The sequence below is a fragment of the Peteryoungia ipomoeae genome (assembly GCF_004912165.1).
GTDB classification, from domain to species: Bacteria; Pseudomonadota; Alphaproteobacteria; order Rhizobiales; family Rhizobiaceae; genus Allorhizobium; species Allorhizobium ipomoeae.
In genome coordinates this window covers 1-21,480 of sequence record NZ_STGV01000006.1, presented here as the reverse complement: position 1 = coordinate 21,480, position 21,480 = coordinate 1, and the positions used below count along the sequence as shown (strand labels likewise).

General features: G+C 56.7%; 16 protein-coding genes and 4 pseudogenes. 10 read left to right on the top strand and 10 right to left on the bottom strand.

Translation table 11 applies throughout. The features are described 5' to 3' along the window. Positions 1 to 112 precede the first annotated feature (112 nt). The gene (locus tag FAA97_RS16785) at positions 113 to 1,075 is read left to right on the top strand and encodes a hypothetical protein (RefSeq protein WP_136599718.1); all 963 of its coding nucleotides are present in this window, start codon (positions 113 to 115) and stop codon (positions 1,073 to 1,075) included. 47 nt (positions 1,076 to 1,122) lie between these two features. On the opposite strand, the gene FAA97_RS16780 is transcribed toward FAA97_RS16785, so the two are convergent. Beyond that, positions 1,123 to 2,031 (bottom strand): AraC family transcriptional regulator, encoded by a 909-nt coding sequence (locus tag FAA97_RS16780; protein WP_246041557.1) that lies wholly within the window; start codon positions 2,029 to 2,031, stop codon positions 1,123 to 1,125. Between the two features lie 237 nt (positions 2,032 to 2,268). Then, the gene (locus FAA97_RS16775; RefSeq protein ID WP_136599716.1) at positions 2,269 to 3,000 is read right to left on the bottom strand and encodes an SDR family oxidoreductase; all 732 of its coding nucleotides are present in this window, start codon (positions 2,998 to 3,000) and stop codon (positions 2,269 to 2,271) included. Positions 3,001 to 3,073: 73 nt separating this feature from the next. Between FAA97_RS16775 and FAA97_RS16770 the strand changes: the two genes are divergently transcribed. The 3 genes from FAA97_RS16770 (at position 3,074) to FAA97_RS16760 (ending at position 5,808) form a co-directional block, all read left to right on the top strand. Next, positions 3,074 to 3,730, top strand: coding sequence for a TetR/AcrR family transcriptional regulator (locus FAA97_RS16770; protein ID WP_136599715.1), 657 nt, complete (start codon positions 3,074 to 3,076; stop codon positions 3,728 to 3,730). A gap of 24 nt (positions 3,731 to 3,754) precedes the next feature. Further along, positions 3,755 to 4,657 carry a LysR family transcriptional regulator gene (locus tag FAA97_RS16765; protein ID WP_246041533.1) on the top strand — a complete coding sequence of 301 codons (903 nt, stop codon included), beginning with the start codon at positions 3,755 to 3,757 and terminating at the stop codon, positions 4,655 to 4,657. Positions 4,658 to 4,815: 158 nt separating this feature from the next. After that, positions 4,816 to 5,808 carry an MBL fold metallo-hydrolase gene (locus FAA97_RS16760; protein ID WP_136599713.1) on the top strand — a complete coding sequence of 331 codons (993 nt, stop codon included), beginning with the start codon at positions 4,816 to 4,818 and terminating at the stop codon, positions 5,806 to 5,808. A gap of 245 nt (positions 5,809 to 6,053) precedes the next feature. On the opposite strand, the gene FAA97_RS16755 is transcribed toward FAA97_RS16760, so the two are convergent. Next, positions 6,054 to 6,941, bottom strand: coding sequence for a LysR family transcriptional regulator (locus tag FAA97_RS16755; RefSeq protein ID WP_136599712.1), 888 nt, complete (start codon positions 6,939 to 6,941; stop codon positions 6,054 to 6,056). Between the two features lie 129 nt (positions 6,942 to 7,070). On the opposite strand from FAA97_RS16755, the gene FAA97_RS16750 reads away from it, so the two are divergent. Continuing rightward, positions 7,071 to 7,982, top strand: coding sequence for a DMT family transporter (locus FAA97_RS16750; RefSeq protein ID WP_136599941.1), 912 nt, complete (start codon positions 7,071 to 7,073; stop codon positions 7,980 to 7,982). A gap of 254 nt (positions 7,983 to 8,236) precedes the next feature. Here FAA97_RS16750 and FAA97_RS16745 read toward each other — a convergent pair whose 3' ends face one another. From FAA97_RS16745 to FAA97_RS16735, 3 genes and pseudogenes are all read right to left on the bottom strand, one after another. Continuing rightward, positions 8,237 to 9,913 (bottom strand): hypothetical protein, encoded by a 1,677-nt coding sequence (locus FAA97_RS16745; protein WP_136599711.1) that lies wholly within the window; start codon positions 9,911 to 9,913, stop codon positions 8,237 to 8,239. 115 nt (positions 9,914 to 10,028) lie between these two features. Next, positions 10,029 to 10,521, bottom strand: a pseudogene (locus FAA97_RS16740) (IS66 family transposase); the annotation flags it as partial. A gap of 148 nt (positions 10,522 to 10,669) precedes the next feature. Next, positions 10,670 to 11,848: a Fic family protein gene (locus tag FAA97_RS16735; RefSeq protein WP_136599710.1), complete on the bottom strand. Its 1,179-nt coding sequence runs from the start codon at positions 11,846 to 11,848 to the stop codon at positions 10,670 to 10,672. Between the two features lie 233 nt (positions 11,849 to 12,081). On the opposite strand from FAA97_RS16735, the pseudogene FAA97_RS16730 reads away from it, so the two are divergent. The 3 genes and pseudogenes from FAA97_RS16730 to FAA97_RS16720 all read left to right on the top strand — a co-directional run bounded on the left by FAA97_RS16730 (position 12,082) and on the right by FAA97_RS16720 (position 15,333). Continuing rightward, positions 12,082 to 14,444 (top strand): annotated as a pseudogene (locus tag FAA97_RS16730) (hypothetical protein). A 329-nt stretch (positions 14,445 to 14,773) separates the two neighbouring features. Further along, the gene (locus FAA97_RS16725) at positions 14,774 to 15,040 is read left to right on the top strand and encodes a type II toxin-antitoxin system ParD family antitoxin (protein ID WP_136599709.1); all 267 of its coding nucleotides are present in this window, start codon (positions 14,774 to 14,776) and stop codon (positions 15,038 to 15,040) included. Then, positions 15,037 to 15,333, top strand: coding sequence for a type II toxin-antitoxin system RelE/ParE family toxin (locus FAA97_RS16720; RefSeq protein ID WP_136599708.1), 297 nt, complete (start codon positions 15,037 to 15,039; stop codon positions 15,331 to 15,333). The genes FAA97_RS16725 and FAA97_RS16720 overlap by 4 nt, the downstream gene beginning before the upstream one ends. 200 nt (positions 15,334 to 15,533) lie before the next feature. Here FAA97_RS16720 and FAA97_RS16715 read toward each other — a convergent pair whose 3' ends face one another. From FAA97_RS16715 to rnk, 3 genes are all read right to left on the bottom strand, one after another. Beyond that, on the bottom strand, positions 15,534 to 16,412 hold the full coding sequence (locus FAA97_RS16715) for a DMT family transporter (RefSeq protein WP_136599707.1): 879 nt from the start codon (positions 16,410 to 16,412) through the stop codon (positions 15,534 to 15,536). 65 nt (positions 16,413 to 16,477) lie between these two features. Beyond that, the gene (locus FAA97_RS16710; RefSeq protein WP_136599706.1) at positions 16,478 to 17,017 is read right to left on the bottom strand and encodes a GreA/GreB family elongation factor; all 540 of its coding nucleotides are present in this window, start codon (positions 17,015 to 17,017) and stop codon (positions 16,478 to 16,480) included. Between the two features lie 140 nt (positions 17,018 to 17,157). Next, positions 17,158 to 17,577, bottom strand: a complete 420-nt coding sequence (rnk, locus tag FAA97_RS16705; RefSeq protein ID WP_136599705.1) for a nucleoside diphosphate kinase regulator — start codon at positions 17,575 to 17,577, stop codon at positions 17,158 to 17,160. Between the two features lie 360 nt (positions 17,578 to 17,937). On the opposite strand from rnk, the gene FAA97_RS16700 reads away from it, so the two are divergent. Next, a protein-coding gene (locus FAA97_RS16700; protein ID WP_136599704.1) for an IS3 family transposase occupies positions 17,938 to 19,040 on the top strand; the annotation gives its coding sequence in 2 pieces (ribosomal slippage) (positions 17,938 to 18,199 and positions 18,199 to 19,040; 1,104 coding nt in all). 1,220 nt (positions 19,041 to 20,260) lie between these two features. Here FAA97_RS16700 and FAA97_RS16695 read toward each other — a convergent pair. Then, a pseudogene (locus FAA97_RS16695) lies at positions 20,261 to 20,864 on the bottom strand (IS5 family transposase); the annotation flags it as partial. A 223-nt stretch (positions 20,865 to 21,087) separates the two neighbouring features. Between FAA97_RS16695 and FAA97_RS16685 the strand changes: the two are divergent. After that, a pseudogene (locus FAA97_RS16685) lies at positions 21,088 to 21,480 on the top strand (transposase); the annotation flags it as partial.

The following is a 21,480-nucleotide window of genomic DNA, read 5'->3' as shown; positions in this document are numbered from 1 at the left end:
CGGCCCGAGGACGCCGACGCGCTCGCGTCGAATGGCGTCAAGATTGCACCTGAGCCAGTGAGACTACAGCGGCACTTGCTCTGGTGCTCATGACAAATACTGAGGTTCTTCCATGCGAAATCGATTGTGCGTGACCTGCAACGAGGCAGCCGCCGGCTATTTGAAGGCGAGCCAGGTATCCATTCCAGCGAGGTCACAAATCATACCTGTGCGCAGCAGCTTCATCAGGTCTCCTGTCGTTAAATTGGATCTTGGCGACAGCGACAAACAACAGGCCCTTCCCTCCATCCACCCGGCGGTGGAACAGATCTTGCAGCGTTGGCGTGACGCCGATCAGGTGGAGCTGTACATAGATCCTGACCCCAACAGCCAACTGCTGATGGTGTATCTATTGAGCCAAGCCCTTGCCGCGGACGTCGGCCACACAAATCTGTTGATCTTCCAGGGCATAACACCGTGGGGACAACAGGCCCCTCAGACGCAGATCAGTTCGGTGGTGGCGCCGATATCGGTTGAAAATCAGCATCTGACCGCAGCCGCCGCAATATGGTCGGCATACTCAGCTTCCACGCCCCATGCATGGCTTGGCCTAAGTTTAGAAGAGCTGTCCCATTTTCCCTTCATGACTCAGACAAGAGAAGCGCTTCTTGATGATCTGCCGAGCGCCGAAACGGGCCTTGGCTCGTCCGAGCGCCTGGTACTGATGACTGTCGCCGATGAAAGCTGTACCGTCGACGAGGTTGCTAGGGCCTTTGCCAGCGACCCCTTGCATCTGCTTGATTTGCCGTTGGTTGTTGACCTGATTACCACACTTGCTTCTGGCGTTTCACCCCTCCTTGCCGGTCTGAGAGGACGCTTGTGGGCGACGGACTTTTTTGATGATGCCGACGCCTGGGACATGTATGTCGGAAGCCGTCTTCGATTGACGGCTGACGGACACAAGATCATCGCGGGCGAAATCGACTTCGTTGAGACACGCGGCGTTGATCGCTGGTGGGGCGGAACCCAATTGCTGGGGCACACATCCTGGCGGTGGGAGAAACAAACGCGTGTCCTGATACCGCCAGAAGGTTGATGTGTGAGAACATCGGGACACCACCCTGGATCTGCGGCACGTAGTATTCACGTCTTGCGATAGTGGCTGGGCAACAGTCCCGTCTCCCGTCTGAAGACTTGCGAAAAATGGCTCGGGCTGGTGTATCCAACAGCAATGCCTACTCGGATGATGCTGAGATCTGTCTCTTGTAGAAGTTGCTGAGCGCGCGCCATCCGTTGACGGATGAAGTAGCGAGAAGGTGACAGCCCTGTCGCTTTCTTGAACAATCGGCTGAAGTGGAAAGGGCTCATCCCGGCCTTTTCCGCAAGCTCCGCCAGATTGAACGGTTCAGCCAAGTGTTCTTCCAGATGAGCGATCGCCCTCCTCAGCTTGTAGCCGGGCAATGCGGTTTGCCGATCATCATCGCCGCCGTTCGAGGCGTAGTTTCGTATTAGATGAACAGCAAGACTTTGGGCTAGCCCTTCGACATACAACCGGCTCCCCTTACCCTGCGCCGTGAGCTCGTGGTGAATGAGAGCCAGGAAATGTGCGAGCCGTGGATCCTGACCACCCGACACATCGCGCAGCCGCGGAGGAGTGTCGCGCCCAAGGAGATCGCTTGCCACGCGCTCGAACAGAGGGACAGACATGTATAGGTGCATCACCTGAAACGGATCAGATCCGAGAGCGCGCCATCGCATCTCATAAGGCCGGTCTGTTCGGGTCAGAAAGAAATCGCCAACGGTGACATGGGCGGCCTGCCACTCTCCATCGAGATCTCGCTCTTCGATGATGGCCTCACCCGACATAACCCAGACCACCAGCGGTTCGGCCACTGCCGGGACCAGAAACGGCTCTTGCTTCTGATGGCGTGAGTAGACTTCAACGAAAAGGTCACTCCAGGCCAGACCGTCTCCGCTCAACAAGGTTCGGCCCGCTATGAAATGCTCCAGGCCACGCGGTGACGTGCGATCTGGGACAGTTCGGTCTAGCATAGGTGCATCTGCGCCCGGCGGAAAATCCTGATCATCCTCTGGCGATAGAGGACCGGGCTCAGGATAGTCGGAGGTTGCGACTGTCTCTACCATGTGTTCCCTTGCGACTTAGTGCCTTCGTGCCGATTATCCGTTTCACTGACGCCCCCCATTGATACCCGGACAAAGGCGTGGTTCGCAGCCACGCGACAGAGAGGTCGGAGAGGGCCGACATTGGCCGGTCCGGATAACGTGACGCTACCAAGCGACAGAGCCCTCGGGGGCAACAAACCGGCCAGAGATCGCATTGTCGTGGAGCAACGCGTATTGGACCGGAAGACGGGCCCCCTCTTCGGGCGTCATGTGGCCATTGCCTGCCGTCAGGTCCGTTTTGACATAGCCTGGCGCGACCGAATTCACGACGATTGAGGTGCCCTGGAGTTCAGCAGCCAGCTGCACCGTCAGCATGTTCAATGCAGCCTTTGAAGCGTTGTAGCCAATTAGCCGTGCCTCATAATAGGGCGAGGTCGGATCGCCATTTACCGTGAGTGAGCCAAGTGTTGTGGCCAGATTGACGATGCGGCCGGCGCTCGACTTGCGCAACAGCGGCAACATGGCCTGGGTGACGGCCAGGGTGCCAAGAAAGTTGGTCTCCATCAGCCGTCTTGCCGCACCAACTGTTGCAACAGAAGGTGGTCCGTCTTCAGCGTCAACGATGCCGGCATTGTTGACAAGAATGTCGAGCCTGCCATGGCGAGTGGAGATCGTGGTGGCCGCAGCAGCGATAGTCTCCTCTCTGTCAAGGTCCAGCGCAATGGCTTCCGTTGTCAATCCGGCCTGCGACAGGCCCTTCGCAGCCGCCTCGCCGCGGGCATGGCTGCGGGCGCCCATGATCACGGTGACGCCGGCCTCAGCCAGTTGCCTTGCAATCTCCAATCCGATGCCTTTGTTGGCGCCTGTCACGAGCGCGATTTTCTTCGTATCAGTCATATATTCACCTTTGCATTTGGGAAGGATGCAAGGCTAAATATATGAAGGATCGTTCGGTTTTTTGGATTCGCATATGGAAGTCTCGCCTCCTCGGCACCTGAAAGCCCGCAAACAGCCGCGTCAGGCCCGCTCGGCCTCGACGATCGATGCGATTTTCGAAGCGACCATTCAGGTTTTGATTGCCGAGGGAACCCACCGCCTGACCACCACGCGGGTGGCAGAGCGCGCCGGCGTCTCGGTCGGCACCATGTACCAGTATTTTCCACACAAGCAGTCGCTGCTCTACGCGCTCAACGAACGCTATCTCGACAGATTGGCGGAACGCGTGGAAATGACCTGCCGTACACATCATGGCCGGCCGACCGGCGAGATGGTCGAAGCGCTCATTGCCGCCTACTGGGAAGCAAAAACGGAGCGCAGCGATGTCACGCGCGCGCTCTACAGCTCTGCGGTCGAGCTGGACAACGAGGCGCTGATTGATGCTTTCGCCAAGCGTATGGATGCCGCGACCAGGGCGATGCTGCTGAGCGCTCCCAATGCGCGTTACGAAGACATCGATCTCGTCAACCTCACGCTTCTCTCCGTCATCTTCGGAACGGTCAGAAACGTATTTGAGCGCAATCTGCCCTCGTCGGACCAGCAGGCAATTTGTGAAGAGTTAAAACGCATGTGTCTCGCCTATCTCGCCATGGCAGGCGGTGAGGTGTTTCCGCCGATCCAAGCCACCTGAGGGCCCCTGTAAATGCTTCGAGACATGAGCGACACGCTTGCCTTTGTTGAAGTCGTTGAGCGGGGAAGTTTTACCGCTGCAGCAGAGAGTTTCAGAACATCCAAGGCGCGGATCAGCAAGAAAGTGCAGGATCTGGAGCAGAGGCTGGGGGTGAAGCTCCTTCACCGAACCACCCGCAACATACGTTTGACGGAGGCAGGATCGGTCTATTTCGAGCGATGTCGCGATCTTGCGCGCCTTGTCGGTGACGCGGAGAGCGCGGTCGAGCAGGTGCATGGCAGACCCTCCGGATGGCTGAGAGTTACATCACCCCATTGGCTAGTCACCAAGGCCCTCGCCCCGCTGATGGTCGGCTTTCGGGAAGCCTATCCGGAGGTGAAGCTGCAGCTACTTCTCGACCATGACGTCAAAAACATCGTGCATGAGGACATCGACGTCGCCTGCCGCCTGTGGAACGGCCCCATGCCCGATTCCAACCTCGCCGCTCGTCGCCTCGCGGATATCCAGACAGGTCTTTACGCATCGAGGCAATACCTCGAACAGCATGGAGTTCCAGACCATCCATCTCAGCTCAAAGACCACGCCTGTCTCGTGACGCAACTGTTCTATGGCAGGCCTCAGCACTCGTGGCCTTTAACACGGCATGGAGAGATCATTGATTTCCCCATCAACCCAGCGGTAGTTGCGACAGATCCGGAGGCCCTGTTCGAATTCCTCATCCGGGGACAGGGCATTCAGCTGACCAATCCGCACCTCGTCCATCAAGCCGTGGCAGCCGGCGACGTCGTCCGCATTCTCCCTGAATGGTCCGGACCCAGTGCCACATTGTATGCCGTTAGGGCCGGTGGACGCGTCCAGCCTCTCAAGGTGAGATCCTTCATCGACTATCTGAGTGAGAATCTCGAAAACGTGCTGCGGCTAACCTGAGCAGTCTATCTGCTCGATCCCTCATTGTAATCAAATCGCTGACAGCGCGATCAAGGTTCAGCGCCTAATCGCCCGAACGACCACCACTTACTTTCATCCCGTACTCGCCGCGCGCATCGAATTGCCGCTGCTCGGTGACAATGGATGAAGGATTTATCATGAACAGCATAACACGACGAAACGTCCTCAAGGGGGCGTCCATGCTAGCCACGGTCGCGGCCATTTCGGGCGCCCCTTCCCTCACTTTCGCGGCTGCCCCCAAGCAATACTTTCAGTCACCCGGTTTCTACAGACTTGCTCTGGGCGATCTGGAAATCACGGCACTCTCGGACGGCACACTGCCGCTGCCTCTTCCGGAAATGTATCGTGACGTGACTGCAGAGCAAGCCGCTCGACTGCTGCACGCAGCTTACCGTGACATCCCGACTGACACATCGGTGAACGCCTTCCTCGTCAATGACGGCCAGCGTCTCGTCCTCATAGATGCCGGTAGTGGTAGCTACTTAGGCGCGGAGGCCGGGCATCTGCTCGCCAACCTGGAAGCGTCCGGCTACAAGGCCTCTGAGATTGATCATGTCATTTTGACCCATGTCCACACGGATCATTCCGGTGGCCTGGCTCGGGACGGGAAGCTCGTCTTTGAGAAAGCAACCCTGCATGTTCCCGCGCGTGAACTTGAATTCTGGCTGAAAACCCCGGCAGAGGCGCGACCGGAAGGCTTGAACCAGCAACTGTTCAAGGAGGCGGAGGAGTGCCTTCGGCCGTATCTTGAGCGGGGCCGGGTTGAAGTGTTCGAGGATGATGAGGAGGTGATTTCGGGTTTCCAATCGATCCTGCGCCCTGGCCATACTCCAGGCCACAGTTCGATCGTGGTTCAAAGCGCCGGGAAGAAACTGGTGTTCTGGGGCGACATCACCCATGGCGATATCGTTCAATTCGACCAGCCTGAGGTGACTATCGAGTTCGACATGGATCGTTCAGGCGCGGTACGATCCCGGCGCGTAGCCTTCGCCGAAGCCATCGCCGAAGGCCATCTCGTCGCCGGCGCGCACATCGCCTTTCCGGGGATCGGCAATGTGCTCAAGGAAGGCGACAACTTCGACTGGCTGCCAGTGAATTACTCTGATGGTGAAGCTGGTATGGTCAGATGAGAAGCTGATTGCGACGATGTAGGAGCTATATCGTTCGTCAATGGGGGATACACAGAGGGCACAGCAATGGGTCGCTGGTCACCCGCGTCGCCACTTATTCTCTGGTCACATCGACGACAATCCTGATCGCGGCACGGGCTGGGTCGTAGGGCCCGGCCCACATTCAGGTGGCGCCTGCCTCACGGCACCTGGACCAATGAGCGGTGTTGGCAACGATGGCGGCATCAATCCGAACCCATCCGAACTTAACCAATCAACGCCAGTCCTCCCTGACGCCCAACCTCGGCTTGTATTTCTGCGATGAGGCTGTCAAGAGCCGGGTTCCGCGCCTTCCGTGCCCGCCGTACAACATAGGCAAGCGAAGGGGGTGCGGGTAAGCGATCGGTAATGATGTGCATGTTGCGCCTGATATGGCGATCGCTCAACAATGCGACGCCCATCCCGGCATTGACCGCAGAGACAATGCCCGCCGAGCTTGCACACTCAAAAACCGTTTCCAGAACGACATCATCCCGCCCTACATCAAGCGCCCACTTCCGATAAAAGCAGTCATCATCGAAGGACAAGAACGGGATTGGCTCTTCGCGTCGGAGCTCTAGCTCGGGATGGCTTACCCAGCGAAGAGCTTCTTTGTAGAGAACAACATCCGTCGGCCTCACTTCATGATCAAAAATCTGAACGATCGCAGCGTCCAACTCGTCACGCTCCAGCATGGCGCGAAGGACAAGGCTCATGCGAACCTTCGTCCGAACAACCACATTCGGGTGCAGCTTTTTAAAGCGGCCAAGAATGCGCGCGAGGTCGCTGCAAGCTGTGTCTTCTGTGAACCCCAGCAGCAGTCGCCCCGCAAGTGGCGTCTTCGCGAGGCTCAGCAAAGCCTCATCGTGCAGGTCCAGAATCTTGCCAGCGTAGTCCAGGAGCTCCTGGCCAGCTGTGGTGAAAGCTGGGCCGCCTGTTCGGCGCGAGAACAACTCGCAGTCAAGACTCAACTCAAGTCGCCGAATCTTATGGCTGACGGCCGATTGCGAAAGTCCTAAGGCAGCCGCGGCCCTAGTGATTCCGCCGTGACGCTTGATCGCGCACATTGCCCGCAGTGCGTCAATTTCCAAACGGCGACTGTTGATCTCGATCATCCTTACATCCGCGTCAGTGTTGCAGGGCGATCCCAACAGTATGACAGATGCAGAACGAATGTCATGGTCTCATCGACATTTGTCATGCGGCATTGCGTCGCCGGCTCGTTAATCCTGAAACGCGGCTGCATGTACGAGGTATCAGTGAATATTTTCGAAGGCATCATTAAGGGCCTACATTACCGCTCTTTTTCGTGGCCGCTATTGGCCACCCTTTTGATCGTTGGGTGGAGCTCCGGGTTCGTGGGGATCCGATATGCGAATGAGGAGGCAAGCGTCATGCTGCTGCTCTTCTGGCGAACCCTGCTGGCCGGACTGATCCTACTTCCGTTCGCACTGGCCTTTGGTCCCAGAATGTCGCTGGCTGCAGTGAGGGATCAGGCGTTACTCGGGTTCATGGCGGTTTTTCTGTACCTGGGCGGTTTCGCGCTCGCCATAGAGCAGAAAGTGCCAACCGGCTTGGTAGCACTCATCGCCGACCTCCTTCCGCTTGCTGTTGCTGCCCTCTCGCAACCCGTCCTCGGCGAGCGCTTGACGACACGACAGTGGCAAGGGACCGCAATCGCAGTCTCAGGTGTCTTGATCGTATCCTTTGACAGCCTCGGTATAGGTACCGCTCCAGCCTGGGCCTATGTTCTCACGGTCGGATCAATGTTGATCTTCGCCCTCGCCTCCGTTCTGCACAGGAGGAGCTCGACGAGCCGCATGCCGGTCCATCAAAGTCTCTGTGTCCAGATGCTGACGGGGGCGGTTCTCTTCGGGCTTTGCGCGGGCATGCAAGGCAGCCTTGTGCCTCCTCTCACGCAGAAATTCGCGCTCGCCATGGCCTGGCTCGTGCTGATCGCGACTTTCCTAGCCTACGCGGTGTATTACACCAGCCTTCGACTCTTCCCAGCAGCAAAGGTCAGCGCGGCCATTTACCTAAGCCCGCCAGTTACAATGCTGTGGGCATGGATGCTGTTTTCGGAGCCGCTGACGTTGATGATGCTGAGCGGGCTGGTGATAACTCTAGTCGGCGTGTGGATGACGTCTAGGCCGTAAAGGATGCGCCTTGAAAGGAGTCGAACCAGCGACCTGCGACACTGGGCCAGTTCAGCTATCGAATGCCGCTCAAGCTGCCAGATCGCAGGACGACCGAAGGATAGCGACCCTTGAGACCCGTAGGGGACCGTAAGGCTCGCGTGCCCTGGAACTGCGGGACAATACAATGGGCGAAGTTGCAGCCTGACACAGGTTCTCATCGTCGGACACATGCCTTCACTCTCCCTGCTTGAGAAGCAGCCGAAGACTTACGCCTAGTCGGTAAGGACGGGCCGCATATCGGCTGCCGACCCGGGCAGCTTCAATTCCAAAGTGATGACGCGGCTGTCTGGCAGGCAGTTGTTCGGCCCAAGCGGTCCGTTGCCTTCTCCCGCCAGAATACGATCATGCCATTGCCTTGCCGGATCCCCTGGTGGAGGAAGGCCGCCGACGGCAGTCTTTTGCGCACCGGCCTTGATAAGCAGGAGAAAATAGGCCTGGCGGACGCCTTCCGGATCGACACCAGCCTCCATGTAGCGCGTGCGGATGGTATCGACGATATCGGCGGGAAGGTTGCCGATCCGGCAAAGTGCAATAGCTTCGAGCTCCTGATAATGGCTTTGCTTGCGCCTGGCCCAACTCTTGCGAAATGCGTCAAAATAGAGGTCCGTGTAGGCAGCGTCAGGCATGGCTGCCCGGACATAAATGGGGTCATGGCGCCATGCAACGACTGCATCCACAAGGTCAGGTGCCGCCGCCTTGAACTCGTCATAGGGCAGCATGCTGAGCGCACGCAGAAGCAGGCCCCGACGCTGCGCAAAACCATGCGGCCGCGCATTGTTGTTGCCGATCGCTACCTTCAACAGGCTTGCATAGGCCCGTGCCAGCTCAGCGCCATGTCCATGAAGGCGCTCGGGATAGCGGTCCAGTATCTTGTCGGAATGTTCAAGCGGCATGTAGTCCTCTTCATCCATCATGGCGAACAGGTCATCAAAGACGAGGTCCGCATATTTCTGACCATCCTCCTCGACCGATGCGAGCAGGAAAGCGCCATCGGCAAAAGGACCGGCGCCATCTTGGCGAACGGGGATGCCAAGAAGGATGTTTGAGACATCAGGGTAGTGCGCGCGTTCGATCCCGCCCGGCGCGACGTCGAACTGGTAACGGACCCATGACACTGTCGCTCCGCATTCCCAGGCAGGTTTGGACGAAATCAGAGCGCAGCCGACATAGGCCTTGGGGAACAGCGAAAGGAGCCTGGTGCGCCCCGTGCGATAAGTTGCGATCGCCTGTGCATTCAAGCTCAGCATGTGCTCGGATATCGCAATCTCGCCCGGCCACCTCACCGGTGCTGCCGGCTGATAGATGATCTCGATGACCTGTCGTTCGGGGCGGGCCGGCATGGCAAGGAAGCACGGCATTTCCTCCCCCGAATGTCTGGGGATATTCTGGGAGACCTGAACACGACGGCCCGGCTGCCGGGCAACTGCATCCTTGAGAACCGCACAGCTCATGTTTTCAACGGCGTGGGTTTTGACGAAGCCTTCCGGCTGAGATGTAGCGGCCCGCGCAAAGGCCGCAGCGATCGCGCTGGAGCGAACGAAGGATGCGGCATCATCGACAACAAGATCATGGACCGCCGGATCGAACATGACGACATTGGAGGGGTTTTCCGCCTGAAGCTGCCTCTCGACCAGGAACACCTCCACGCGCTGCCAGATGGCAAGGCCATAATAGCCGCCAAAGATCACAATAGGGACAAGGATCAGGAACCGGGGAATTCTCCTCAGATAGGCTTCCACACCCATGGCAATCAGCCCGGCCGTGAGCAGAAAGCCCGTCCAGAAGGCAGCTCCGAACATCATCAGGTAGATGCCGGGCATAGGTAGAACCTGCAGCAGAAAGAGAACTGCAGCGACAGAAAACAAGATGAATGTCCAGCTACGATACATGACGGTCTCACCAAAAAGAGACCGAACCTTAAGAAGGGACAGCTTAAGGTTGCGTTGCACCAAAGCAGAAAATTGGCTACGACATCGAACAATGTAAGCGGCAAGCTGAGGTCGTTCAGCGCGGGTAATTCCAGGGCATGAGTGCATCGAGATCGCTGCTGGGCCAGCCGTTGGCGATGCGCTCGAGGGTCTGGGAAAGCCAGGCCTGCGGATCGACGTTGTTAATCTTCGCCGTCTGAAAGAGCGTGGCGATTGTTGCCCAGGTCCTTCCGCCGCCGTCGCTAGGGAAACGCTCGAAGATGGAGCGACGCGAGGTGGCATAGCGGATCGCCTCGGCGAGCTTCGACTTGCCGGAGATCCGCGGCAGGGTCTTCTGCCAGAGAGCGAAGAGCTCCATGACAACCGCAGCAGATGCCCCTGGCGCGCCGCGACACGGGCGTCAGGGCTGTGCCCCCGGGCCGTTTCTTCCACCTCCCAAAGCTTCGCCATCAGCTCCACCGTCTCGGTGGCGATCTTGGAGCTATCCGAGGCATGGAGCTCGTAGAACTTGCGCCCGCTATGGGACCAACAGCCGGCCAGTATCACACCTCATTGCCGCCGTCAGATCGGGTCGATGGAGCGCGTATTCGTCGAAGTAAAAGCCGAATTACTGATTCTTGCTGCCGGCGGATTTACTGAGGGCAAACGGACCCTCAACCCGCTAATGCCGAGCCTCGCTCTTGATGACGATCGAACCTAGGGCCCCTCCATTTCTCATCAACTGAGGGGCAAGGGATCCGTGCCTTCGCTCAGAATTGCAAGATATCGTCGGTAGCTGAACACGCGGCCACGTTTGCGGCCGGTCACCTCATCAACGATGCCCAGACGCTCCAGATCGGCCAGCGCGGCGTTGACGGTTGGCGCGGACAAACCTGTTATCTGAACAATCTGGTTTGCTGTGTGAAAAGGATTCTGTTGGAACAGCTCGTGAATGCGAAGGGCCGACCCCGCTCTATCACTCTCCGTCGTGATCCGCTCCCGATCTTCCTTGAAAAGGTCAACGATCTGAGTGGCAGCCTCAAACGCTTGATTAGCGGTGTCCGCGACGCCGGCCAGGAAGAAGTCCAGCCAGGCTTCCCAGTTTCCATGCTCACGGACCTCTTGCAACAATCGATAATATTCTCTCCGATGAGACTTCAGATAAAGACTGAGGTAGAGAAGCGGCTTTCGTAAAACGCCGTTGATGCAGAGATACAGGGTCACCAGCAGACGACCGATACGACCATTTCCATCGAGAAACGGATGGATCGTTTCAAACTGCACATGCAACAGGCCGGCTTTGATTAGCGCCGGTAACCGCGATTGATCGTCATGCATGAAGCGCTCGAACGCATCTAGGCAACCGGCCATTTCAGTGACGGGTGGCGGTACAAAGAGTGCGTTACCGGGGCGCGTCCCACCAATCCAATTTTGCGAGCGGCGGAACTCTCCAGGATCCTTGGTGCCTCCTCGCCCACTCTGTAGGAGCCTGGCGTGCATCTCACGGATCAGACGCAACGACATGGGAAGCGTTTCCAGCCGCTCTAAACCATACATCATGGCGTCTACGTAGTTGGATACCTCACGGATATCATCAACCGGCTGTCCGGCTTGGGCTTCGGTCTCAAACCGCAAGAGATCGGAAAGCGTGGACTGCGTGCCTTCAATCTGCGAGGAAAGAACAGCTTCCTTTCTCACATACATATAAAGAAACAGCTCCTGTCTCGGCAGCAGCATTGTGATACCATCCAGGCGTCCGAGCGCGCGTTCAGCCAAGCTAAGGCGCTCCAACAATGAAAGCACATCAATCGCCGGTTCGGGCGGCAATGGTGGGGGCACGAACGCACGCACCGTTTCACTGGCGACGACCGTCTCGACGAAACGACCCTGGCGGTTTTTGGATTGGGAATCAGACATAACCCAATATCAGCCCCGCGCCTTATTTAAGCAAGACGCATTTCATTTAATTAATCGACAGACTTAGATAAGCGCGCTTAATTAACGCCGACGTCGAACTCCAGAGCTTTGATCCGGGCGACATCGGAGCTAACACGACAAGCGCCATCAGAAGTGACACGCCCGATACATGCTTTGTTAAAGCTCACCTCATATTTCCGCTCGCCCTCGGCACTGTTGCCTAGGGAAACGGAATGAGCATGCCCAAACACGATCTTTCATCACGTCATTTTCAGCGAAAAATATCCCAATTCTGCGAACTGCGTATCGCGCCGATCACATCCAAACGGGTGCTGGAGAACATCCGGCCCTTCCTGATGAGCTTGATCATCTATCGGAGATCGCCCCCGCTCCGGAGCGGCCAACTCGACTGGACGGCTATAGGCCAGGCCTGCGATGTCGAAGCTGAGCTAACTGCAGGACTGAAAAAGCAGCTCCAGCCAGGCCTGGACGCAATCATCCGATGGCTAGACGGACCGCCAGCAGTCGAAGAACAACGGCCACCAAATCCGACCGCTAGCCCGGACAAAATGGTGCCCACCAAAAAAGCAGCCTCCGCGCCTTCAACCAGAAAGCCGCGACGTGCAACGGCCGATGGCATCGTTGCTCCGTCTGACACGGCGCCACGTGGGCCTGCTCCAAAACCGATCAGCCCCTTCCCGGAACCACTATTCGACGCGACAGAGGACCCGGTAAGCTTTCAAGATGCATTGGTCTATCATATGCGTCGGTTCGGCGAAACCTATTGGCAGCTTTACCGCGCCGTTGTTCATCTGAATGAAACCTTCGACAATAAGACGCTGCTATCCTGGATCCAGGGAGAGCGTGTGCCCCGATCCGTTGCCAGTTTCAATATTCTCCGCCGCATCGAGCGACGCTATCGACTTGCAGAAGGATATTTCAAAGAGAAACTGCCGCATCAGGCGCGATCGCTCTATGGTCACGATCTCGGAGACATCGGCCCAGCTGAGCGTCGACGGATTTCATTACACCTACCCGAGGACTTCAACAGCCTTCCCTTTACCAAGCGCGAAGAGACCCTAGATTGGGTGCGCCGGGTGATCATTTCCGGCTCTACGGAATATCGCCGCTATCAGGCGGCGGCCAGCAAACAGCGATATGCCATCCGCTTTCCCGGCGTCACCTATGGCAGCAGCTTTCTGTCCTCTCGGTCGTTGGCCGCGGCGGCCGGCACCACTCAGAACGTTGCCGAAGAACTTGATGATCCTGATCTGCTCTCCGGCGTTGTCGATGCACCACCGCGACTTGCCATGGAAATGGCTGATCTCATCCGCTTCAAAACGTCGGCGCTCACAGCGATTGGATTCCAACGGAACGGCGTCTGGGGTGAAGAAACGGCGTCCCAGAAGATTGAGCACCTCGGCTTGATGTTTGGTGCCCTTGCCGCATCGCCCAACGGTGTCGTGAAGGGTTTTGGTGTGCCACTCAGCCGGTTGAGCTTCGGCCTTCTCGTCTTTCCCGGTGTTTGGGACTGGTATCTTCAGTGGCGAGAGCAGCGACGTGGCTTCTACACCAAGTGGGAAGAGGACATGCTGATGGTCGCCCAAGCCCTATCTCGCGCGGACGTCGGCTGGATCCGGCAGCATCCGGAGCTGCTTCGAAATGTCAGGCCCATTGCGGGCTTGATTGAGCAGGAAGAAATCGATTTCGCAGCTCGCGACTGGCATGGCGCCTGTGATGCGTTTCATCGACATGCCGCTAACCGTTCCAAAGAGATCCAGCGAGTGGTGCGCGTGCATCGCGATCCATTTGAACCGATCATGTGCGTACTTGAAGCGGACAGCCCGCTGGCGGAATATCGCAAAATCACGGACGAGATCGTGAGACGTATGCCGGATGAGGCCAGATATCCCCGACCGGCCGCCGAGGCCGTTAGATCATTCTTGTTGCTTCGCCTGGGCCTGCACCTTGGGCTCAGGCAAAAGAACCTTCGCCAACTTCGTGTCTGCCCCCGTGGACACTATCCGACGTCAGAGCGCCGGCTGGAGGATTTGAAATGCGGTGAGCTGCGCTGGAGTGATCGCGACCAAGGGTGGAGGTCCTTATCCCGTCGGTCGCATTCAAAAACTCCGGTTCATCCTTCTTCGGACAGAAACCGTTTCGGCTGATACTGCCGGACCTGCTCGACCTCTACCAATATCTCGATGCCTATATCGACCGTCATCGTGGTGTCCTTCTTGGAGGCGCCAGAGATCCCGGAACCCTGTTCGTCAAAACGGTGAAGACCAACAGCACCGATGCAGCTTACAACTCGACCACGTTCTACGAAGCTTGGAGGACAGTCATCCAACGCTATGGAATTTACAACCCTTACACCGGGCGGGGTGCCATCAAAGGCTTGTTGCCGCATGGCCCCCATAACCTGCGGGACATTCTCGCGACGCATATTCTGAAGCAGACCGGATCCTACGAGCAGGCGAGCTACGCAATTCAGGATACACCCGATGTAGTTCAGCAGCACTACGGTCGCTTCCTTCCGCAAGACAAAGCCGCGCTGGCCGCAAAGATCCTCAATCAGGTTTGGGAAGCTGCGTAGGATCGAATGAGATGCTCGGCTCGGATACTCAGGACATGTTGTATCTGGGCCGAACGTCCTCGACTTCGCCTTGAACAGGATCGAACCAGTGACCTGCCATTTGCACTCTCAGGATTCGGTATCGCAAATCTATCCTGGGGTGAGACAGGGTCTCACATCCCGGAGGCTTTCCCGACAGTCCCCCACTGCTGAGTTCGCCGAAGTCTCTTTGGGTCGCCCATTAGGAAAGGGGAAATTGGCCAGCGCTGAACGGCGGGCGCGAACTCACTCGCTTGATAATAGTTGATAAACCGATTATCTTATTCCCGTTAGGTCTGAAGGAGATACGTATGATCAGCGCTGATCTGGGAAAGCAGCTCGAAAGCTATATTCAGCAGCTCGTGGATACAGGCCGCTACGGCTCGAAAAGTGAAGTCCTGCGCGAAGGTGTGCGACTGGTTCAAGACCGTGAAACGCGACTCGCCGCTTTGGATGCTTCAATCATGCGCGGCATCTCTGATGCGGACAGCGGCCGGACTAACTCGGCCAGCGATGTGTTCGACCGTCTCGACGCTAAATACCGTGCAATGGCTGACAAAGCCGAAAATTCCGCATGATCCTTGAGTTTACCAGCGAGGCCGAAGGCGATCTTGAGCAGATCGCCGATTACATTGCCGAGCACAATCCACGGCGCGCCCTTTCATTCATTCGAGAGCTGCGGAGCCGGTGTGAAGATCTTATCAGTCACCCCAACAGCTTCGCCCTCGTTCCTCGCTATGAACATCATGGAATCCGTCGACGCGTTCACGGCAACTACCTGATCTTCTATCGCGTCGAGCCCACCAAAGTGGTCATTATCCACATCCTGCACGGCGCAACGGACTATGGCCTATTCCTTTTCGGCGAATGATCAAATCAGGTCGATCTGAGGCCAAATGAAGCGATACACGAACGGAATAGCTGCTTTTAGTGTCGACTTGCAGGTCAGCGGGGAGCAGTCGTCTTGCAGTCGATCTATCTGCAGGTGTTTGATTCATGGAGTGAATATCGAGCCAAGCGACATAATATTAAATTATGGAACACAACCGCCTGCGTGTCGTCGTTAGGCCATCATGACGCAGCTCGCCGCTCCGCCATAACTGTCCGATAGTTGGCCAGCACGATGATGGCTCCTCCGAGGAAGACCCAAAGATCGATTGCTTCGCCATAAGCCCAGGAGCCAACGACGGCTGCCATCGGTACTCGCAGGAAATCAATCGGCATGGCAACGGAAGCATCGAGACGCTTCAGGGCCTGCGCTTGGCAATAATGCGCACAGAGGGCTCCAAGGCCGGCAACCAGCATCCAGGGAATATCGCCGACATGCACCGGGCGCCAGTCGCTCAGCGACGCCACAAAGCCGAGCGGCAACTGTATCACGATCATCCAGACCACGATCGCAGCCGGTGAGACTTCACGCGTAAGCCTCTTAACGAAAATCAGGGAGAGCCCGTAGCCAGCTGCGGCGATCAGAACGAGACCCGCCGCCGGGTCCACCATGGCAACTCCGGGGCGAATGATGACAAGGACACCGATGAAGCCACAGATCGTTGCGACGATCCTCGGCCTTGTCAATTTTTCCCGCAAAAACAAGAAGGCAAACAGGGCAACCCAGATCGGCATGGTGAACTCCAGCGCGAAAACCGAAGCGAGCGGTAGCATCACGACACCGATCGTCCAGAGATATTGGGCGATGAAATGCACGAAATTGCGCGCGAGATGTAGCTTGAAGAGCTTCCCATGAAGAAGTTCCGGCAGGAGCTTCCGGGCAAACACCAAAATGACGAAAAGGCCGATCAGCGCACGAAAAAAGAGCACCTGTTCGATCGAAAGCGTGCTTGCGAGCTCCCGCGAGCCGACAGACATCGCAACGAAGGAGAGCATACCGATGGCCATCCAGAAGAGGCCCTGGATGAAATCCGAATTTTGGAACTGTAGGATTTTCTGCATGTCCGGTTCTTTCTGATCGATCGCGAGCCCGTGAAGTGCCCGCGACCGCGAGTGCTTGATGGCTGTCAGGCCGCGGAAGGCCCCGGATCGTCGAAACCATCAGCAGCGCCGAAAGACTGACCGTCGCGCCCATTCATGCCGCCTGAGACGAGGCGCAAGTGCGTCTTGCCCCGCGACACGACCGCATCCTGACTGAGCGAATGGCGCTCGCGGCGAGATGTCTCGGGCTGGTATTCGACTGCGTCCAGCATGATCGTCTCTGCATCACCGTAAATGTTTTCAATCGTGATCTCCTGACCTTCCCTAAGCCCGAGCAGAGCGAGGCCACGCAGGGTCGTGATCGGCAAGAACATGCCAACCGGCCCATCTACCTGCCCGGTGGAGATCACGCGGGCGTCGCTTTCGCCGCCGTTGACGCGAAAACGCACACGACTGTTGATGCTCGCGACCTCCCTAGGAAGATCGTCGCGGAACACGACGGTAGCCGAGTTTATCTTGTGTCGGATGTGGACCAGGAGCCGATCATCACGGCCGTGCCAGTTGTCGCACAAGGCCTCAAGTATGCTGAAATCCTTGGTGGTCAGAATGTAGGTTCCGTTCGACATTTCGCAGTTCTCCATCGCGCTATCACCAGCGCGTCTATAGACATGAGCGGGAGAAACCCCTGCGCGAACATCGCGCAGGGGACGCTATCCTGCGATGAGGCGACCTCCACGGATTGTGAGTCGGGAAAATGCGGGCAATCTCATGCCGAATCGACCGTTGCAGGAGATGCGACGTCTTCGACCTGAAGGCGGTGCAAACGACCATCTCGCGCCATCCAGTCTATGGACTGGCCAGCCGACAGACCGATCAATGCAGCACCGATCGGGGTGAGGATGGAGATTCTGTTCGCCGCTATATCCGCGTCTGCCGGGAAAACGAGTGTGACAGTCCGATCTTCGCCGAGATCACTGGTGAAACGGACCTTCGATCCCATGCGCACGACATTTGCGGCGAGCTTATCGTCCTGGACGACGTGGGCTCGGTCGAGTTCGATCAGGAGCGCCTCGGAAACATCCGGGTTTCGATTTGCATGGGCCTCTCCGAGACGGAAAAGTCTCTCATGATCTGTTTGGGTCAGGATGATTGCCGGCTTGCGCTGCCGCTTCTTCTCGAGAGCCATGGTTGGGTCTCCTGTACAAGACGCGCGGATGCGCATCCTGCGCTCCGCTTTGAAAATGTAAACTGTGATTGAGTGTCGCTTTGTAGCTGATTGCCCCACTAGGCGCGTACGCTACCGATGCCCCTCGACCGTATCGCGACGCGAATGGGCCGGGGGTCAGATGCCTGCGATGAGGCACATCCGTGTGCGGATGTTATGGAAGCGTCCGATCAACATGACTAATAGATGGCCGTCTTGGCTCTGGAAGTCAAGCAATGCACGCCACCCAGCTAGCGCGTTGTGCTCTGATCCCCAAAAACTGGACCGCTCATAATTGGAGTTTTCCGCGATAACTTCCCGGCTGGGACAAGGAGCGGAAGCATGAAGGCATCGAAGTTCTCGGACGCCCAGAAGGCGTTCATTTTGAAGCAGGGCGACGACGGCGTGCCGGTGGCGGAGATCTGCCGGAAGGCGGGGATCAGCCAGGCGGCCTATTTCAATTGGCGCAAGAAGTATGCGGGTCTGCTGCCCGATGAGATGCGTCGATTGAAGGCTCTGGAGGATGAGAATTCCAGACTGAAGAAGATTGTCGCCGATCTGACGCTGGACCGTGAGATGCTCCAGGACGTCATCCGCCGAAAGCTCTGAGGCCTGTCCGGAAGCGCAAGCTGATCGACGGGATGCTGGTGGACTGGGGCATATCGATCCGACGGGCCTGCAAGGTCTTGAAGTTCGACACATCGACCTACCACTACAAGTCCCGCCGCACCGGACAGGCCCCACTCGAAAGACGCATCAAGGAGATTTGCGAAACACGCGTGCGGTATGGCTGCCGGCGTGTGCATGTGCATCTGCGCCGCGATGGCTGGAAGATCAACATGAAGAAGACACGCAGGATTTACAGCGAGTTAGGGCTACAACTGCGCAACAAGCATCCCAAGCGCCGGGTGAAGGCAAAGCTCAGAGATGATCGCCAGGAGGCTGTCGGGCCGAACGATGTCTGGGCCATGGACTTCGTCCACGACCAACTCGCGACTGGCAGGAAGCTGCGCATCCTGACCGTCGTCGACACGCACTCGCGTTACTGCCCGGCCGCCGACGCACGCTTCACCTACCGGGGCGAGGATGTCGTCCAGACCCTGGAAGGCATCTGCCGGAAGACCGGCTATCCCAAGACGATCAGGGTGGACAATGGCAGCGAGTTCATCTCCCGAGACCTCGACCTGTGGGCCTATGCCAACAACGTCACCCTGGACTTCTCACGACCTGGCAAACCGACCGACAACGGCTTCATCGAGGCGTTCAACAGCAAGCTGCGCTCGGAGTGCCTGAACGCTCATTGGTTCCTGACCCTTGCGGATTCCCGCGAAAAGTTGGAGACTTGGCGCACATACTACAACGAGGAACGTCCTCACTCGGCGATCGGATATAACGTCCCGATCACCCTACATAATCCCGGTGGCGCAACCAGCCAGCCATCGTGATCAGAGCCGGAAAACTCTAATTCCCGGCGGTCCAAGGTTTGGCCCCAGAGCAGAAAACCCAAGACTCTACCAAAATCTGGAGGGAAGTCGGGTCTCAGGTCAGTCTCCATGGAGAAACTCCCGTTCTTCATCCATGGAACCTCGATCACAGATCAGGCGAAAACGGGCAATGTGCGGGGAGAACACCGCTTACGCTTACCTCATATTTGGCGTCCACCTATTTTAAGTGGACACTTCATGCGGCAGAGGCGTCGGTGGCAAAAGGTGCGCCGAAATTAGCGCTTACACTCGTTAGACATAAGCCCGTCCTCAAGCCTGTGCTTGAGCCTTTCTGCTTATGCCGACTGTCCGGTCGAAATGGGGGGCAGTTCAGGTACCACCAACCTCATAAGCCTAGTGAACTGATGGGGTTGCATCGCTGTCTCAGCTGAATGCGTCGTCCACATTGAAGGCTCGTCCAGCGAAGCTCCATCATGCGGCGACTGATGTCGACCGCGAAGACAACCATGCACCCGGCAGCACCGCCTTAACGACTTTACGCTTGACGCCTTAGCTGCGATTAGACAACCCCATCAGTTCACCCGGTCAGGTAGTCTGCCCAGTAAATCGTATCTCTTTCAGAGAGATCGGTTTTGAGTTCTCCTGTGTACGCATCAAAAGTTAGATCCCCTCTGCCGGGAGCTGAAAATCGAAACTGAAGGCTTTGATCATTGGCCATTTTTGCGTTCCTTTATATAGATATCAAATATTACGCTTACGATTTCTCTTGAGGCCAAAGACATCATCGCTATCAACACAATATAGGATACATAATTATTGTTATGGTCGATTTTATTAACAACAAAAGGCAATATAGTTATCGATATAACTACAACAGATAGCAAATAAGGCGCCGAAGTTCTTAGTATATCGTTAAATGTATCATCTAGCCTCAATATAATACTTTGATACCCCCTCCAGCAAAAAATCGCGCAGCAAATTAAATGTAATATATAAAAAAAATGCAATATATAAATATATCGCTCATCTTTTGCGTTTAACTGTAGAACAGCAACAATCAATGTTACAACCACCGCAAGAAAAGAGTAATTAGTTAATTTCTTCACCTATTAATCCCGTTTGAGCTTTGTTATCATTTATTGTTGATTGGATCAGGCTTCGGTCATCCGCTTATTGTCGAGATACAACCTTGAAGGGTATTGCGGGATGGCTGCCAAACGTCAAGCGGGGGACGCTACTCTCAGTGCTGATTTGATATTCAAATAAGTCCTGCTGACAAAGCATGGCAACCATATCTTTGTAGCGACCAGGGCGAGGAATGCTGAGAAGGATTTCCGTGTTTTGTCTTGTCGGGTCGCAATGCGACGAAATTGCTTGATTCGATTAAACATCCGCTCGATGCGGTTCCTGTCCTTGTAAACTCGGAAGTCGCAGGCAGGTGGGTTCTTCCGATTTGCTTTCCGCAGAATGACTGGGCTGATCCCATGGATCAGGAGTTCCTCGCGCAGAAAATCGCCGTCATAGCCTTTGCCGGCAAGGAACAGTCTCTGTTTGCCGACCGGCATCGCAAGCAAGTGAGGAGCGGCAGTGAAATGCGAAGCTTCGCAGCCTGTCAGAACGAAGCCACGAGGGCGGCTCTGACAGTCTGCTCCGACCTGAATTTCGTCGTAAAGCCGCCGCGCGATCAACCAAAAATCCTCTTGAAAAGTCCTCTGTTAGCGCCGCAGCCTTAGAATGGTCGCAAACAGTGGTGCTTTCGATCATTTGCTGCCAGTCATCTGTCAGCTCCAGTTCGACCAATGGCTCAAGCATAGCTTCCCACACACACTACTCAGCCCACAGCACAGCTGCCTGCGGGGATAAGAGGTGGCTTTGGACCCAATCTGCGGCGGTTTTGTCTGATGCTGCATGCGCATGGGCAGGTCACGACGCAGCGAATGACGACGTTGCTCAACGACTGTCCGACATCAGCGCCCATGAGACATAACTGGCTTAATTGAGAAGAGAGGATTCTCGGCTCATCGTAGCTCTATCACAGGAAGCGAAGATGAGACAAAAATCCGGGCCTCAGACATCGACGGCCGAGAAGACGATCAAGGACATCCGCCGCGCCACGCGCAAGCACCATTCAGCGGAGGACAAAATCCGTGTCGTCCTGGAAGGCCTACGTGGCGAAGACAGTATCGCCGCGATCTGCCGCCGCGAGGGGATCGCCGAGAGCCTGTATTATAGCTGGTCGAAGGAATTCCTCGAAGCAGGCAAGAAGCGTCTTGCAGGCGACACTGCCCGTTCGGCGACCAGTGACGAGGTGAAGGCGCTGCGTAAGGAGAGCCGCGACCTGAAGGAGGCGCTGGCCGACCTCACCCTGGAGAACCGCCTGCTCAAAAAAAGCATGATCGGGCATGGGGGCGACGAGGTATGAGATATCCCGCCACCGAAA